The following is a 15860-nucleotide window of genomic DNA, read 5'->3' on the forward strand; positions in this document are numbered from 1 at the left end:
GATTATTTAGCGTTTTGAATCGTATGACAATTACCGCATGTGCGAAGTAACAAATGATGTACGTTCGTCCGGCCGCATCGTCGAAAGACCGCCAGGGGCCGAAGCTTTGGCGACGGGGCCGTAATTTGGCTGGAAGGTATTGTTTGAACGCCATGTACGAACGATAGTGCACAAGCACCAAGCCTCGTGGGGGTTAATCGCTGAATACTAGGAGCGATGGTCCGCCAGGTAACCCTTCCAGACAGTAGCGATAGTCCTGACGGCTTCAGAAGTACCTGATTACGGTATAACCAGCGATATATCCGAGAGGGAACATTGTCGCCACGATGTAGCCAGTTCGATAGTTCGACGTCATGGCAATGACGCTGGTTATTAGCCCGGCTGCAATTCCAACCCCGAGGACAGCTGGAAAGGCATCCGCCGCAAACGCGCCAGGGCCATCCCCTGTTCCTCTGGAAAACAAATAGACAACAACCATTGCGACAGTTGCCGTCATAAGCGTCCACCCCTGTCGCCAGAACGCGAGCGCGACGAAACCGACGATGTACGGCAAAACAAAAAGGATAAAGAACAACATCAGCATACCAAGGCGAATCCTTTAACAGCTGCTAAACGGTAGTCGGCAAGAGAGGCGGACAACTTTCGACGCCGCAAATGTCGGCACAGGAGAAATAGTAAAGTTGCAATTACACCGAAGGAAGAATGGCTGACAGGAACTAGTCGAAGGCGAGGCATGAGGATTGCGTTGCAAAACCTGGCCAATCCCGTCATCAGAGCGTCTGCCATCGGCCATCATCGCAACAATAGCCGATGCAGCTTGGGGCGCTCCGACATCCTAGAGCGCCCACTCCTTTCCAGCGGCATACCTTCACACCAAGTCACGGTGGGTAACCAATCGTCAATTACGAATTTGGAATACACGCGTATATTAGACTTCGGGATTACAATCCCTGCCTTGAGCGGGTTGAGGACAATGGACTGGGACGCAACCTCTGCATTCACGCCCGTCGGGCTGGCTCTTCGCGGCCAGCCAGCTCACAGGATCGTCCGCACCCTCGGCGACGCGGCATATATGCTGCTCAAGGACTGGCCTTCCGATGACGGCGAAGAATATGTTACTGCTGTCAAGGCTTGCGTCGATGCGATCAGCGGTCAGATCGCTCCGGAGCAATTTTGGGACGCGTTCCTGCGTGCGGCCGATGAAGCCGGCATCGCTGCTCTGACCGTCGTTCACAGCGAGCAAAAGGAGCGGGTGGTTGCGAGTCGCTCCTTTTGACCTGATCATCGATGATGCTAGGTCGATATCAGAACGTAAGAAATGAGAGCCGTCCGCATTGCAGCCGCTCAGACTGTCGAAAATCGAGAGGATGGCGAAGGTGCTCTGTCCCTTGCAGTCGAGTTTTCGCAACGGACAGAAGCCGCAGGTGCAAGGCTCCTTTGTTTTCCCGAGGGATACGTATAGGGGTATACTGCTCCACTTTTTCGCATTTTTCCGCCCTTCCAAAACGAAATTAACGCCCGAGTCTGTTCGAATCGGACGCTGATCCTATGGCTGCATTAGACAAACGTAGTCTGCGAAATTGCAGACATCTGCTGCGAAGGACAATCAGATCTTCGAGAGCGCCTGCTCAAGATCAGCGATGATGTCCCTGACGTCCTCGATGCCGATGGAAAGGCGCACTACGTCGGCTCCGGCACCGGCGGCGATCTTCTGCTCGTCGCTCAGCTGCCGATGCGTTGTCGAGGCCGGATGAATGACGAGCGAGCGGGTGTCGCCGACATTGGCAAGATGGGAGAAGAGCTCAAGTCCTTCCACCAGCGTCTTGCCAGCCTCATAACCGCCCCGGACACCGAAGGTGAAGACGGAGCCCGCGCCCTTCGGCGAATAACGCTGCTGCAGGGCATGGTTCGGATCGTCTTCGAGACCGGCATAATTCACCCAGGCGATCTTGCTGTGCGCCTTCAGCCACCGGGCGACGGCGGTGGCATTGTCGCTGTGGCGCTGCATTCTGAGCGGCAGGGTCTCGATGCCGGTCAGGATCAGGAAGGCATTGAAGGGCGAAATCGCCGGGCCAAGGTCGCGCAGGCCGAGCACGCGGGCAGCGATCGCGAAGGCGAAATTGCCGAAAGTCGCGTGCAGAACCATGCCGTTATATTCCGGGCGCGGGCTCGACAGCATCGGGTAATTGCCTGACTTCGACCAGTCGAAGGTGCCGCCGTCGACGACAAGGCCGCCCATGGAGTTGCCGTGGCCGCCGAGAAATTTCGTCAGCGAGTGCACGACGATATCGGCGCCGTGCTCGATCGGACGGATGAGATAGGGTGTTGCCATCGTATTGTCGACGATCAGCGGCAGGCCGCAGCGATGCGCGACGTCGGCAATGGCGGCGATATCGACGAAGGTGCCGCCCGGATTGGCAAGGCTTTCGATAAAGATGCCGCGGGTCTTGTCGTCGATCTGGCTTTCGAAGCTCGCCGGATCGGCGGAATCGGCCCAGCGCACCTGCCAGCCGAAATTCTCGAAAGCATGGCCGAACTGATTGATCGAGCCGCCATAGAGCTTGCGGGCGGCGATGAAATTTTCGCCCGGGCGCATGATGGTGTGGAAGACGATCATCTGCGCCGCATGGCCGGAGGCGACGGCAAGGGCCGCCGTGCCGCCCTCCAGCGCGGCGACGCGCTCCTCGAGCACGGCCTGCGTCGGGTTCATGATGCGGGTGTAGATATTACCGAAGGCCTGCAGGCCGAAGAGGGCGGCGGCGTGATCGGAATCGTTGAAGACGAAAGCGGTCGTCTGGTAGATCGGCGTCACCCGTGCGCCGGTCGCCGGGTCGGGCTGTGCGCCTGCGTGGACCGCCAAGGTGTTGAATCCAGGATCGTTCTTGGCCATGTCGCCCTCCGAATTGTTGCTCACGGGGCAGGATCATAGCTTGTCGCCTACGAAAGTTAATCGCGATCCGTTTCAACCCTTTGGCGTTCGGTGGAAAATCCGTCTCAGGGCAGCCCTGCTCAGGCAATGAGACGAGGATATTCGATCGCCGGGCAGCGGTTCATCACCACTTTAATGCCGGCAGCCTCCGCCTTTGCCGCCGCGGCATCGTCGCGGACGCCAAGCTGAGCCCAGATCACCTTCGGCAACGGCCTTAGCGCCAACGCCTCCTCAACGACCCCATCGAGATATTCGGCAGCGCGAAAGACATCGACCATATCGATCGGCACCGGAACGTCGGCAAGCCGGGCGTAGACGGTGCGGCCCTGGATCTGTTTGCCCGCCTGCCCCGGATTGACGGGAATGACCTCATAGCCGCGCGACAGCAGATAGCCCATGACGCCGTTGCTCGGCCGGGCCGGATTGGGCGAGGCACCGGTCAGCGCGATGGTCTTTACCGACTGCAGGATTCCGGCGAGATAATCATCCGTGTAGGCGTCGTGATCCATTTCCGTTTCTCCATTCCGGGAATGCCTTTGAGCCCGCCGGCATTTTTTGCATTTCGGCAAAACCGGCTGCACGTGTTTTGCGTATATAGGAGTTGAATGGCCCTGAGGATGATTCAATGAGAAAAATTGCTCTTGCCGTCATGCTTGTGCTCGCCGCATCATCGGCAGCGGCGATCTCGCGCTACAATCCGCTCACCATGAGCTGCGCCAACGTGCGGGCGGCCATCCACAATCAGGGCGCCGTCATCTTCCGCTACCAATCTCCCCGCGGGCTGCCGCTTTATGATCGCTACGTCCGCAACAGCAATTATTGCGACGCAACCGATTATGCGGAATGGACTCATATCCCGGCAAAGGATGATCCCCGCTGCCCGGTTCTGAATTGCCAGAGCATAGACAACCTTGACGGGATGCTCGTCATTCCGCATCATCAGCTCTGACGTCGCCGCCGCCGCGCGCCCTGCAGGCACCGTTCGCCTTTCGCGCTTGCAAACAGGCTTAGAGTTCAATCGCGCGCTGCGATTTCTCCGAGAATATACAATCTAAAGCTTCTTTTTTCGTGTATGTCAAAGTTATAGAATAATATCTGTATTTCAGCAGCATAGAAAGAACCGCTCCGGATTTCCCCCAGCCGTTTTCTCCTTCGGTTCCCCATAAGATCACGATGCGTTCTCTCGTCCATTAGAAACATCTCATAGTTGAGGAGATCGCGTGGATTGAACGCATATCGCGCGCACGTAAAACTTGTCGTCAGGCCCCGCCATTGTTTGCATACTGAAAGGATGATATTGAACCCGAAAACGCATCCGCACCGCGGCAATGCATTTTCGTGCAAATATCAGTTGTCTTTCCAGAATTCTGCCCCGTCGAGGCGAGGCGCTTGGCCTTCCTCCGCAGCACCGGATTTATCCCTTGCCTCTCGACGTCATCCTGCTCGTTCTGTTCGGTGCGCTGCTGCATGCGACATGGAACGCGATCGTCAAAGCGGGAAGCGATAAATCCCTGGATGCGGCGTTGATTTCGGCCGGCGGCGCAGTGTCCGCGTTGCCGTTTCTGGCATTTCTGCCGTTGCCGCAAAGCGCGGCCTGGCCGTTCATCGGCGCCTCGGCCATCCTGCAGTTCGCCTATTTCCAGCTGGTTGCCGCCGCCTACCGAGCCGGTGATATCGGCCTCGTCTATCCGCTGATGCGCGGTTGCGCGCCGTTGCTGGTCGCCGCAACAAGCGGTGTCGTCCTGCGCGAAAATCTTTCCGGCGCCGCTCTTGCCGGGATCATGACGATTTCAGCCGGCGTCCTGACGCTCGCCTTGGAAGCTCGGCGCAGCAGCGGCCATGCGGTCGCCTTCTCCATTGCGAATGCTTTCGTCATCGCCAGCTACACTTATGTCGACGGCATCGGCGCACGTCTTTCAGGCAATGCGGTTTCCTATACGTTGTGGATGTCGCTGCTGCCGCCGATACTGCTGTTTGCCTGGGCGGCGTCGCAGCGCGGCAGCTTGATGGTGCTGCATCACGTTCGCCGCAACTGGTGGCGCGGCCTGATCGGCGGCGCGGGATCGATTGCATCCTATGGACTGGCACTTTGGGCGATGACAAAGGCGCCGGTGGCGACCGTTGCCGCACTGCGGGAAACTTCGATCCTCTTTGCGCTGGTGCTTTCCGTTGCCGTCTTCAAGGAAAAAGCCGGCATCTGGCGTTACGTCGCCGGGGTCGTCATCGCGATCGGCGTGCTGGTTCTGAAACTCGCCTGATCATTCGCCCTTCCATTCCGGCTTACGCTTGCCGAGAAAGGCGCCGATCCCTTCCTGCGCGTCCTGAGTCAGCATGTTTTCCACCATCACCCTGGCGGCATAGTCATAGGCCGCCTCCACTGGCAGTTCGAGCTGCCGATAAAACGCTTCCTTGCCGATTTTCAGGATCAGCGGCGATTTGCCGGCAATCACGGCGGCATATTTGGAAACGACCTGTGCCAGATATTGCTTCGGCACGATGCGGTTGACGAGGCCGAAATCCTTGGCGGTCGAGGCATCGATCGTCTCGCCGGTCAAGAGCATCTCCATCGCCTGCTTGCGGTGCGCGGCACGGGAAACGGCCACCATCGGCGTCGAACAGAACAGGCCGATATTGACGCCCGGCGTGCAGAACGTCGAAGTGTCGGTGCAGATCGCCAGATCGCACGAGGCGACGAGTTGACAGCCCGCAGCCGTTGCAAGCCCATCGACCTCGGCGATGACAGGTTTTGGCAGATGCGCGATCTTCAGCATCAAATCGGCGCAAAGCCGGAAGCTTTTCTCGAAGAAAGCGGCGCCCTGATCTTCGTCGACGCGATGGGCCGTGAGTTCCTTGAGGTCATGGCCGGCGGAAAAGACGACGCCGGTGGAGGCGATGACGACGACGCGCACATCCAAATCCGCCTCCGCCTTTTCGAGCTCAGCCATCAGCGCTTCGAGAAGCGCGATCGAAAGCACATTGGCCGGCGGGTCGTTAAGCACGAGCCGCAGCACGCCGTCGCGCAACGAGCGGAGCAACAATCCATCCGTCCCGTCCGTTTCCTTTCGGAAGGATACGATTTCGGCCATGATGCTGCTCCCTGCGCTCGATTTCCACACATCCGTTCTGCCACAAGGCGCCGCCAATTTCGAGCAGGATCCGCCGTCGCGGTCAAAACCAGAACCATGATTTCGATCTCTCTGCCCTCGCCTGCGCAGGGGTCAGACCGATATCGCGAAGCTCGTCAACGGTGAGTTCCGAAAGCTTGCGGCGGCTGCGACGCTTTTCGAGCCGGCACTCGATGGCCGCCAGCAGCCGCCTGCCCCAGCGCGCCGTCTCGCGGCGTTTCAGCCGAAGGGCGCTGAGCGGTATCTCTAAGCTTTCGTCGAATTCCACGGTCATCTCTTCATCCTTTCCTGATGGACGAAAGATGCGCTGGAAGGCGCAGCGAAAGAAGCTTATGGATATTATCATATGCATAAGGATTTCTTTGGCATGCTCCTCAATCTCGATCAGCTCGCAACCTTCATCAATGTCACCGACCTCGGGAGCTTTACGGCTGCGGCCGACAAGGAAGGCGTGACGCAGCCGGCCGTCAGCCTGCAGATCAAGGGGCTCGAACAGCGGCTCGGCGTCAGGCTGATCGAGCGCGTCGGGCGGCAGGCGCAACCGACCGCGGCGGGCATCGACCTGCTTTCGCATGCAAGGCGTCTGCTTCAGCAGGCAGCCGCGGCGGAAGAAGCGATGATGCCCCACCGGGATAGCTCCAGCGGCCGGGTGCGCATCGGCAGCGGCGGCACGGCATCGATCCATCTGCTTCCCCGCGCCATCGCCGCCGCCCGGCAGTCCATGCCCGGCCTCGAAATCACCGTCTCGATCGGCAATGCCGACGATATTCTGCGCAATCTGGAAGCCAACAGTCTCGACATCGCCGTCGTGGCCCTGCCGGCATCGGGACGGAACTTCGAGATCGAACCCTTTTACGAGGAGGAATTGCTGGCTGTCGCCCCTGCGGGCAGCCCGGTGCCCAAGGGTGGGCCGGACGCCGCCTTCATGCGCGACAGGACGCTGCTGCTTTACGAGGGCGGCAATACGAGGCGGGCAATCGACGCCTGGCTGGCCGCCCCGGATACGAGGATCCGACCGGCGATGGAGTTCGGCAGTATCGAGGCGATCAAGGAACTGGTGGCCGTCGGACTCGGCTGGTCAATCCTGCCGGGGCTGGCGGTGAAACGCGACCGCGCCGGTCTCCTGACGACATCGTCGCTGCGGCCGAAGCTGACACGCCGCCTGGGCATCGTTCTTCGCCGGGACAAACATCTGACACGCGGCCTTCGTGAAATGATAAAATGCCTGCGTGCCTTTGAGGATTAGCGATGGTTTCGATCCCAGACGGGCAACGCTAAAAACATTAAACGGGGCAAATATTCAGCCCGAATGTGAGGTATCACAACACCACACAGCTAACCACTTGTTTTCATTTGTTCTTTTTTCCGATCGTCGCGAAGGCCGATATTGACCCTGTGTCACATTGCCTTTATACACCGCGCCAGAACGCAGCCTGTCCGGGCTGCTTTCTTTTTGGCAGGTTCGCGCTTGCCAATCCAAGCAACAAGAAACGCCCTTAAAGCCCTCGGGCCAAGGGTCCTAAAAGAGAGTATTCACTATGGCAACCTTCTCACAGAAGCCTGCAGAGGTGGAGAAGAAGTGGGTGATCATCGACGCCGAAGGGCTGGTCGTTGGCCGTCTCGCTTCCATCATTGCTATGCGCCTGCGCGGCAAGCATAAGGCAACCTTCACGCCCCACGTTGACGACGGCGACAACGTCATCGTCATCAATGCCGACAAGGTCGTTTTCACCGGCAAGAAGTATTCCGACAAGGTCTACTACTGGCACACCGGCTATGCCGGCGGCATCAAGGAACGCACCGCACGCCAGATCATCGAAGGCCGCTTCCCCGAGCGCGTCCTCGAAAAGGCCGTCGAACGCATGGTTCCGCGCGGCCCGCTCGGCCGTCGCCAGATGAAGAACCTGCGCGTCTACGCCGGCTCCAACCATCCCCATGAAGCCCAGCAGCCGGTCGCCCTCGACGTTGCCGCGCTCAACAAAAAGAACGTAAGGAGCGCCTGATCATGGCTGACCTCTCCTCCCTGAAGGATCTCGGCACGGCTTCCGAAGCTGCTGCTCCGGCCCACGTCCGCAAGGTCGATTCGCTCGGCCGCTCCTACGCCACCGGCAAGCGCAAGAACGCCGTCGCCCGAGTCTGGGTCAAGCCGGGCTCCGGCAAGATCATCATCAACGGCAAGGAATTCGCGGAATATTTCGCCCGTCCGGTGCTGCAGATGATCCTGCGCCAGCCGATCGTCGCGGCTGCCCGTGACGGCCAGTTCGACATCGTCGCAACCGTTGCCGGCGGCGGCCTCTCCGGCCAGGCCGGTGCTGTTCGCCACGGACTGTCCAAGGCGCTGACCTACTTCGAACCGGGCCTGCGCTCGGTGCTGAAGAAGGGCGGCTTCCTGACCCGCGACAGCCGCGTCGTCGAACGCAAGAAGTACGGCAAGGCGAAGGCCCGCCGCTCGTTCCAGTTCTCCAAGCGTTAATCGCTTCGGACAGACGGGAATTTACGAAGGCCGGGGAAACCCGGCCTTTTTGTTTGGGCATTCGATGAATCCCGGCATCGCCTCGCCGGTCGCCATTGCCGCACTCCGGTTCTGCTGGTAGAAATTCGACCAAACGCTTCGCGAACGAGCGGAGCCCCAATCAAGGTCGCATCATGGGAACAACCAAGTCCGCAGACAACTAAGCCGCAACAACTTTGCGCTGTTGTTGCGGCATCTGTCCCAGCAAATCCGATACTGATGAAAGACAGATCGCCGCCGAATGAAAATCATTTGAGCGGATCTTACCCATGTCTTATCCGAAAATTCCGTCGTGGAATTATTCCTTGCCGGCAAGCTTGTTGCTGATGGCTCCTTTCGACATCCTGGCGTCGCTTGCCATGGACATCTATCTCCCGGTCGTGCCGACGATGCCCCAGGCGCTCGGCACTTCGCCTGAAGTCATCCAGTTGACCCTCAGCCTCTACATGCTTGTGCTCGGCGTCGGCCAGATTGTCTTTGGTCCGGTCTCCGATATCGTCGGGCGACGGCCCGTTCTTCTCGCTGGTGCGGCACTCTTTGCCCTTGCCTCCCTTCTGCTTGCCGGGGCCTCATCCGCACTCCTCTTCGTGGCCTTGCGATTGTTGCAGGCGATCGGCGCCTCAGCGGCTCTTGTCGCCACCTTCGCAACAGTGCGCGACGTCTACGCCGAACGGCCGGAAAGCAGCGTGATCTATAGCCTGCTCGGTTCCCTGCTATCGCTTGTGCCTGCGTTCGGGCCAATCGTCGGCGCGGTGATTGCCGACCACTATGGCTGGCGAGCCATCTTTCTCGTCATCGGCCTGCTGTCGATCGTCGCCATTCTCAATGCCGGCATGCGGTGGCATGAAACCCGCCCCGCTACGACGGCGACAACCATCGCCATACGCCCGATCCTCGCGAGCTTGCCCTTCTGGATCTACACGACCGGCTTCAGCGCGGCGATGGGAGCCTTCTTCGTCTTCTTCTCGACCGCACCCCGCATCCTGATCGATCGGGCCGGCTTTTCCGGCATCACCTTCAGCTTCATCTTTGCCTCGGTGGCCTTGGTGATGATCGTGACAACGCGCTTTGCCAGCCGCTTCGTCACACGCTGGGGCGTCGCAGGCAGTCTCGCAAGAGGCATGGCGATGCTGCTTATCGGCGCGGTATTGCTTGCCACAGGAGAGATGTTTCTGCAGGCACCGCTTATCGGCCTCATCCTGCCGATGTGGATCATCGCGATCGGCATTGTCTTTGCGACAGCCGTCACGGCCAATGGTGCGCTTGCTGCTTTCGGCAATACCGCGGGAACAGCCGTGGCGCTCTACTTCTGCGTCGAAGGCCTGCTGGTCGCTGTTGCAGGCACATTGTTCGTGGTTCTGCTCGACGGGAACACGGCCTGGCCGCTCGCAGCCTATACCGGCGCAGCAGCGCTGATAACGCTGGCCGGATTGCGCCAGCTAGCGCGGAAGGCCGTCTGAGGAATTTGCCGAGGAATGGCGGCAGCTTAAAACGCAGAGCGGTCGTCAAGCGAGCCATCGCTTGAAATCTCGGCGCACCTCGCCTACCCCTTACCTGCCCCGAAAGGAAACATCCGTTCCTTTCGGGGCAGGATCGGGCGGACGCGATCAGGCGGTTTGGTCGTGACCGGTGGCTAGGCAATATAGGGTGACATCGAACGCGACTACGTTAGCGCCCACAGAGAAGGAGCCCCCCTTGGCGAACAAGACCATCGATCATGCCTTCACGGCGACCACCCTCACTTCGGCCGCCAGCGATCCCACCTTTGCCGGCGCGCTGTCCTTCATGCGCCGCCGCTTCACCAAGGAGCTTACCGGCGTCGATGTCGCCGTCTGGGGCATCCCCTTCGACGCCGCCACATCGAACAGGCCGGGCACGCGCTTCGGCCCGCAGGCGATCCGGCGCGCCTCGGCGATATTCGACAATGATGCGCAATATCCCTTCAACCGCGAACTGTTTGCCGACATGGCGGTGATCGACTATGGCGATTGCCTGCTCGACTACGGCAATCATCAGGACACACCTGGTGCCATCGAACGCCAGGCAAACGCGATCCTCGACAGCGGCGCCTTTCTGCTGACACTCGGCGGCGATCACTACCTCACATGGCCGCTGCTAAAAGCTCATGCGGCAAAACACGGGCCTCTTGCACTCGTGCAGTTCGACGCTCACCAGGACACCTGGTTCGACGAAGAGCGGCGTATCGACCACGGCTCCTTCGTGGCGCGGGCCGTGCGCGAGGGCATCATCGATCCTGACCGCTCGATCCAGATCGGCATCCGCACCCATGCGCCGGAGGATTGCGGCATCAATATTCTCTATGGTCATCAGGTCGAAGACATGAATGCCGGCGACATCGCCTCGGCAATCATCTCTCATACGCGCGGCGCCCCCGCCTATCTCACCTTCGATATCGATTGCCTGGATCCGGCCTTTGCGCCGGGTACCGGCACGCCAGTTGCCGGCGGACCGTCGAGCGCCAAGATCCTCTCGGTGCTGCAGCGTCTGCACCAACTCGATATCCGCGGCGCCGACGTGGTCGAAGTGTCGCCGCCTTACGACCATGCCGATATCACCGCCATTGCGGGGGCAACGGTGGCAATGTATATGCTTGGCCTTCGTGCCGAGCGACGCGCCATTGCGGTGTCACAAGGCTGATTTATCATCGTTCGAATTGAATCCGGAAATCCTCAGAACCCATTGAAAGCGCAGGTCTAACATGGCACCGAAAATCTTCATCGATGGCGAACACGGCACAACGGGTCTGCAGATCCGCACGCGCATGGCCGGCCGCCGCGATGTCGAGCTTCTGTCCATTCCCGAGGCCGAGCGGCGCAATGCCGCCATGCGCGAGGACATGCTGAACGGCGCCGATATCGCCATCCTGTGCCTGCCCGATGACGCGTCGAAGGAAGCGGTTCAGATGGTCTCGGCCAATAATAACGTCCGCGTTATCGACACCTCCACGGCATTTCGCGTCAATCCCAGCTGGGCCTACGGCTTTGCCGAAATGGACAAGGAGCAGGCCGAGAAAATCGCTTCCGCCCGCTTTGTCTCGAACCCCGGCTGTTATCCCACGGGCGCGATCGGCCTCATCCGGCCGCTCCGCGCCGCCGGCATTCTGCCGGATGGCTATCCGGTGGCGGTTAACGCGGTCTCCGGTTATACCGGCGGCGGCAAGCAGATGATTGCGCAGATGGAAAACCCGGATCATCCGGATGCGATCACCGCGCCACATTTCCTCTATGGCCTGCCGCTAACACACAAACATGTGCCCGAAATGACCGTGCACGGCTTGCTCGACCGAGCCCCGATCTTCTCGCCGTCGGTCGGCAAATTCGCACAGGGCATGATCGTGCAGGTGCCGCTGCATCTCGACCATCTCGCCGAGGGCGCGACGATGGAAAGCATTCACGCGGCACTGGTTGCCCATTATGCCGGACAGGACATCGTGACCGTCGTGCCGCTCGCCGAAAGCAAGGCGCTCCCCCGCGTCAACGCCGTCGAGCTCGAGGGCAAGGACACGATGAAGCTCTTCGTCTTCGGTACGCCGGGTGGTTCCCAGGTCAATCTGGTGGCGCTGCTCGACAACCTCGGCAAGGGCGCTTCGGGTGCTGCCGTGCAGAACATGGACCTGATGCTCGCCAGCTGAGGCCATGATGCTGGATAGGCTTGTCGCCGACATGCAGGCGTGGTTTGCCGCCGCCCTACCCGGCCACGGCATTTATGCGCTGATGGCGTTTGCCTTGATCGCCGGGCTAGCTCGTGGCTTTTCCGGCTTCGGCGCAGCGTTGATCTTCGTCCCGCTCGGCGGCGCCATCGTCGGGCCGAAGCTGGTCTCGCCGATCCTGCTCGTCATCGACGGCATCGCCACACTGGGCATGATCCCACCCGCCTGGCGCGACGCCAACCGATCCGAAGTCTTCGTCATGGCCGCGGGTGCGGCGCTCGGCGTCCCGGCCGGCACGGCGCTGCTGGCGCTGCTCGACCCGACGCTGCTGCGCTGGAGCATCACGATCATCGCCATCTCTCTGCTCGCGCTTCTCGTATCGGGATGGCGCTACCACGGCGCGCCGTCAGCGCCGCTCAGCAGCGGCGTCGGCTTGATCGCCGGACTTTTCAGCGGCGCCGCGCAGCTCGGCGGACCGCCTGTCGTCGCCTATTGGCTCGGCGGCAAGACCGACTTCGCGCGTGTCAGAGCGAATGTCGTGCTGTATTTCTCGATCTCGTCGGTGTTCAGCGCCATCAGCTATTATATCGGCGGACTGTTCGTGCCCGCCGTCTTCGCGCTCACCGTCGTCGTCCTGCCGAGTTATGCGCTCGGTCTCTATGGCGGCTCGAAACTGTTCGGGCTTGCCGAGGAACGGACCTTCCGCATCGCCTGCTACGTGCTGATCGCGGCGGCTGCCATTATCGGCATGCCGCTGCTCGACGGCGTGCTGCGTTAGAACGAATAAGGCTTGTCGCTTCAATCGCGCTCGGTGATCATCGTCTCGTGCGGGTATTCGCCATAAAAGCCGCGCCAGTTGGCGACGGCGAATCCAAATACAACAAGCGCGCCGGCCTGATGCAGCAGCCCCCAGTGAAGCGGCACCTGCATCAGTAGCGTGGCAATGCCGATTGCCGCCTGAGCGGTCACCAGCGCGAAAAGCAGGACGGCGCGGCGGGCATGGGTGGTCCAGGGTGCGGCGCGAAGGGCGATCACCATGTTGATCAAGGTCAGCGCGAAGAGCGTATAGGCGCCGATGCGATGGATGAACTGCACGGTTTTCGGGTTCTCGAAGGCATTGATCCAGAAGGGCTGCTGAATGAGCAGATCGGAGGGAATGACGGCGCCATCCATCAGTGGCCAGGTATTGTAGGAAAAACCGGCGTCGAGTCCCGCCACCAGGGCACCGAGATAGATCTGGAACAGCGCGAAAACAGCGATTGTCGCAGCGAAGCCGCGCGAACTGCGTGCCGGCGCCGGATCGTTGGAGTGCGGCGACAGCCCGCGCATGATCCACATGCAGCCGGCAAAGATCAGGCAGGCCATGACGAGATGCGTTGCCAGCCGGTACTGACTGACGTCGGTGCGGGCAGACAGCCCTGACGATACCATCCACCAGCCGATGAAACCCTGCAGGCCGCCGAGCGCCAGGATGCCGACCAGCGGCCAGCGCAGGCGTTTCTCGATCCGCCCCGTGAGCCAGAAATAAAGGAGCGGCAGCGCGAAGATCATGCCGATGCCACGGGCGATCAGCCGGTGCGCCCATTCCCACCAGAAGATGCCCTTGAACTCGTCGACGGTCATGGAACTGTTCAATTGCTGAAATTCGGGAATGCGCTGGTAGAGGCGGAACTCCTCTTCCCATTCCACGGCCGACAGCGGCGGAATGACGCCATGGATCGGCTTCCACTCGGTGATCGACAAGCCGGAATTGGTCAGCCGCGTTGCCCCTCCGACGAGCACGAGACAGAAGAGCGCCAAAAGCACGACGCCGAGCCATAGCCGCAAGGCGCGGCGGTTGCGGTGCTGCTTGCGTACTTCGCTCAGGATCGCCTGTTCCATGGTGGGGTTCGCGACGGCCATGATGTCTCCTTCTATCCGGCAGTTGATTTGCCTCACCGGCTCATGCAAAACAAGCCCCGAAGCTTTGCGGCATGCCGTCGCGCCGCTCCGCGCTACCTCAGACAAGAGATAAACAATGCCCGTCCGTCTCCGCAAATTCATCGGCACGATCCTTATCATCGTGCTTGTGCTCGTCTATGCGCTGGTGGCGAACACGATCGCGGTGGCGACGCTCGGCAACGCCCCCTGGTGGGGGCACCTGCTCTACTTCCTGCTGACCGGCCTGCTTTGGGTATTGCCGGCAATGGTGATCATCAAGTGGATGGCCGGACCGCGGCAGCAATAGGCCATTAACGGCCGAATAACCGTGATCGGCGGAAAACCTCGCCGATGGGCGGCGGTTAAACCAAATATACGTCCTGCACACCTACCTTCCCGTTCAGCATTTTGACCGGAGAGTTCCCGTGCAGACGCAAAAGCTCGATGTTGATGAACAGCCGTCCGATGATGGCGCGCTGCCCGATATGGCGATTTCACGCCTACGCCAGGTGAGCATGAAACTTGCCATGGCAAAAATCGACATCTCGGTATTCGACGCGATGCAGCCGCTGGAGGATGATTGGCGGGCTCTGGAGACCGACGATCTCCACTCACTTCATCAGAGCTATGATTGGTGCGCCGCCTGGGTCAAAGGCTTTCGGCGGCCGCTGGCGATCCTCAAGGGCACTTATGCCGGGGAGACGGCCTTCATTCTGCCGATCGAGATCGTCACGTCCCGCGGATTGGCCGTCGCCAAGTTCATCGCGGCCGACCACAGCAATATCAATACCGGTCTGTTCTCCGGCAATTTTGCCGAAAGCGGCGGCAGCATCGACGCGGAGAAGTTCGCGGGGCAGCTTCGGCAGGTCTTGAAGGGCCATGCCGATCTGCTGCTGCTGCAAAACCTTCCGCTGGAATGGCGCGGGCGGCAGACCCCGCTCACCGGACTGCCGATGGTGCAGAACCAGAACCACGCCTATCAATTGCCGTTCCTCTCCAATTTCGAGGAGACGCTGAAGCAGCTCAACGCCAAGAGCCGGCGTAAGAAATTCCGCGTTCAATCAAGGCGCCTGGACGCGGCCGGCGGCGTCGAATATGTCATCCCGGAAACATCGGAAGAACAGCACCGCCTGCTCGATATCTTCTTCCACCTGAAGAGTATCCGCTTCGCCGACCTCGGCCTCCCCGACGTCTTCGCCGATCGGGAAACGCAGATCTTCCTGCACGGCCTCATCGACAAGCGGGATGATGCAAGACAGTATTTCGGCCTGCAGATGCATGCGCTGCGGCTGAAGGGCGAGAACAAGGACCGGATCGCTGCGATCTCGGGCATTTCGCGCAAGGGCGATCACGTCATCTGCCAGTTCGGGGCGATCGATGAAGATCTTGTGCCCGATACCAGCCCCGGCGAATTCCTCTATTGGCAAATCATTTCGGGACTGCACGGCAGTGGCGTCGCGCTATTCGATTTTGGCCTCGGCGATCAGACCTACAAACGATCCTGGGCGCCGGTCGAGACCGCTCATTACGACGTGGTGCTGCCGGTTTCACCATTTGGCCTTGCCGCCGGCGCGGCACACCGGATCGTTACCCGGGGCAAGGCGCATATCAAGGCGCGCCCGAAGCTCTATAAATTCGCCCAGAACATCCGCGCACGGATCGGCTGAGCGTCTTTGTCTTGCGTATGTCGTTCTTCGCAGAACC

The 15860-nt window shown here is 60.3% G+C and carries 18 protein-coding genes; 12 read left to right on the forward strand and 6 right to left on the reverse strand.

Annotated elements, in window-relative coordinates:
• Positions 1 to 265: 265 nt before the first annotated feature.
• Positions 266 to 583: a hypothetical protein gene (locus GGD53_RS01755; protein ID WP_184452998.1), complete on the reverse strand. Its 318-nt coding sequence runs from the start codon at positions 581 to 583 to the stop codon at positions 266 to 268.
• 390 nt (positions 584 to 973) lie between these two features.
• Here GGD53_RS01755 and GGD53_RS01760 point away from each other — a divergent pair, with 390 nt between their 5' ends.
• On the forward strand, positions 974 to 1276 hold the full coding sequence (locus tag GGD53_RS01760) for a DUF982 domain-containing protein (RefSeq protein WP_184453000.1): 303 nt from the start codon (positions 974 to 976) through the stop codon (positions 1274 to 1276).
• A gap of 330 nt (positions 1277 to 1606) precedes the next feature.
• Here GGD53_RS01760 and GGD53_RS01765 read toward each other — a convergent pair whose 3' ends face one another.
• Positions 1607 to 2890: an O-acetylhomoserine aminocarboxypropyltransferase gene (locus GGD53_RS01765; RefSeq protein ID WP_184453002.1), complete on the reverse strand. Its 1284-nt coding sequence runs from the start codon at positions 2888 to 2890 to the stop codon at positions 1607 to 1609.
• Between the two features lie 119 nt (positions 2891 to 3009).
• Positions 3010 to 3438: a CoA-binding protein gene (locus GGD53_RS01770; protein WP_184453004.1), complete on the reverse strand. Its 429-nt coding sequence runs from the start codon at positions 3436 to 3438 to the stop codon at positions 3010 to 3012.
• A gap of 116 nt (positions 3439 to 3554) precedes the next feature.
• Between GGD53_RS01770 and GGD53_RS01775 the strand changes: the two genes are divergently transcribed.
• Both GGD53_RS01775 and GGD53_RS01780 read left to right on the forward strand, forming a co-directional pair.
• A complete protein-coding gene (locus GGD53_RS01775; protein WP_184453006.1) occupies positions 3555 to 3878 on the forward strand; it encodes a hypothetical protein in 324 nt (107 codons plus the stop codon).
• 472 nt (positions 3879 to 4350) lie between these two features.
• Positions 4351 to 5187, forward strand: a complete 837-nt coding sequence (locus GGD53_RS01780) for an EamA family transporter (protein ID WP_184453008.1) — start codon at positions 4351 to 4353, stop codon at positions 5185 to 5187.
• Here GGD53_RS01780 and GGD53_RS01785 read toward each other — a convergent pair whose 3' ends face one another.
• Together GGD53_RS01785 and GGD53_RS01790 are read right to left on the reverse strand one after the other, a co-directional pair.
• Entirely contained in the window at positions 5188 to 6015 is an 828-nt protein-coding gene (locus GGD53_RS01785; RefSeq protein WP_184453010.1) for an enoyl-CoA hydratase, read from the reverse strand.
• Positions 6016 to 6097: 82 nt separating this feature from the next.
• Positions 6098 to 6328 carry a DUF1127 domain-containing protein gene (locus GGD53_RS01790; protein WP_184453012.1) on the reverse strand — a complete coding sequence of 77 codons (231 nt, stop codon included), beginning with the start codon at positions 6326 to 6328 and terminating at the stop codon, positions 6098 to 6100.
• 72 nt (positions 6329 to 6400) lie between these two features.
• On the opposite strand from GGD53_RS01790, the gene GGD53_RS01795 reads away from it, so the two are divergent.
• From GGD53_RS01795 to GGD53_RS01825, 7 genes are all read left to right on the forward strand, one after another.
• A complete protein-coding gene (locus GGD53_RS01795; protein WP_184453014.1) occupies positions 6401 to 7300 on the forward strand; it encodes a LysR family transcriptional regulator in 900 nt (299 codons plus the stop codon).
• Positions 7301 to 7592: 292 nt separating this feature from the next.
• On the forward strand, positions 7593 to 8057 hold the full coding sequence (rplM, locus tag GGD53_RS01800) for a 50S ribosomal protein L13 (RefSeq protein WP_012483399.1): 465 nt from the start codon (positions 7593 to 7595) through the stop codon (positions 8055 to 8057).
• A 2-nt stretch (positions 8058 to 8059) separates the two neighbouring features.
• Positions 8060 to 8527 carry a 30S ribosomal protein S9 gene (gene rpsI, locus GGD53_RS01805; protein ID WP_047616469.1) on the forward strand — a complete coding sequence of 156 codons (468 nt, stop codon included), beginning with the start codon at positions 8060 to 8062 and terminating at the stop codon, positions 8525 to 8527.
• A 308-nt stretch (positions 8528 to 8835) separates the two neighbouring features.
• Positions 8836 to 10026 (forward strand): CmlA/FloR family chloramphenicol efflux MFS transporter, encoded by a 1191-nt coding sequence (cml, locus tag GGD53_RS01810; protein ID WP_184453016.1) that lies wholly within the window; start codon positions 8836 to 8838, stop codon positions 10024 to 10026.
• A 235-nt stretch (positions 10027 to 10261) separates the two neighbouring features.
• Positions 10262 to 11224 carry an agmatinase gene (speB, locus tag GGD53_RS01815; RefSeq protein ID WP_184453018.1) on the forward strand — a complete coding sequence of 321 codons (963 nt, stop codon included), beginning with the start codon at positions 10262 to 10264 and terminating at the stop codon, positions 11222 to 11224.
• Between the two features lie 61 nt (positions 11225 to 11285).
• A complete protein-coding gene (gene argC / locus GGD53_RS01820; protein ID WP_184453020.1) occupies positions 11286 to 12218 on the forward strand; it encodes an N-acetyl-gamma-glutamyl-phosphate reductase in 933 nt (310 codons plus the stop codon).
• Positions 12219 to 12222: 4 nt separating this feature from the next.
• A complete protein-coding gene (locus GGD53_RS01825; protein WP_184453022.1) occupies positions 12223 to 13014 on the forward strand; it encodes a sulfite exporter TauE/SafE family protein in 792 nt (263 codons plus the stop codon).
• Positions 13015 to 13034: 20 nt separating this feature from the next.
• On the opposite strand, the gene GGD53_RS01830 is transcribed toward GGD53_RS01825, so the two are convergent.
• Positions 13035 to 14138, reverse strand: a complete 1104-nt coding sequence (locus GGD53_RS01830) for a COX15/CtaA family protein (RefSeq protein WP_184453024.1) — start codon at positions 14136 to 14138, stop codon at positions 13035 to 13037.
• A gap of 115 nt (positions 14139 to 14253) precedes the next feature.
• Here GGD53_RS01830 and GGD53_RS01835 point away from each other — a divergent pair, with 115 nt between their 5' ends.
• Both GGD53_RS01835 and GGD53_RS01840 read left to right on the forward strand, forming a co-directional pair.
• On the forward strand, positions 14254 to 14463 hold the full coding sequence (locus GGD53_RS01835) for a DUF2842 domain-containing protein (RefSeq protein WP_003573983.1): 210 nt from the start codon (positions 14254 to 14256) through the stop codon (positions 14461 to 14463).
• A gap of 118 nt (positions 14464 to 14581) precedes the next feature.
• The gene (locus tag GGD53_RS01840; RefSeq protein WP_184453026.1) at positions 14582 to 15823 is read left to right on the forward strand and encodes a GNAT family N-acetyltransferase; all 1242 of its coding nucleotides are present in this window, start codon (positions 14582 to 14584) and stop codon (positions 15821 to 15823) included.
• The last annotated feature ends 37 nt before the right edge of the window (positions 15824 to 15860 follow it).

The organism is Rhizobium aethiopicum, assembly GCF_014197535.1.
GTDB lineage: Bacteria > Pseudomonadota > Alphaproteobacteria > Rhizobiales > Rhizobiaceae > Rhizobium > Rhizobium aethiopicum_A.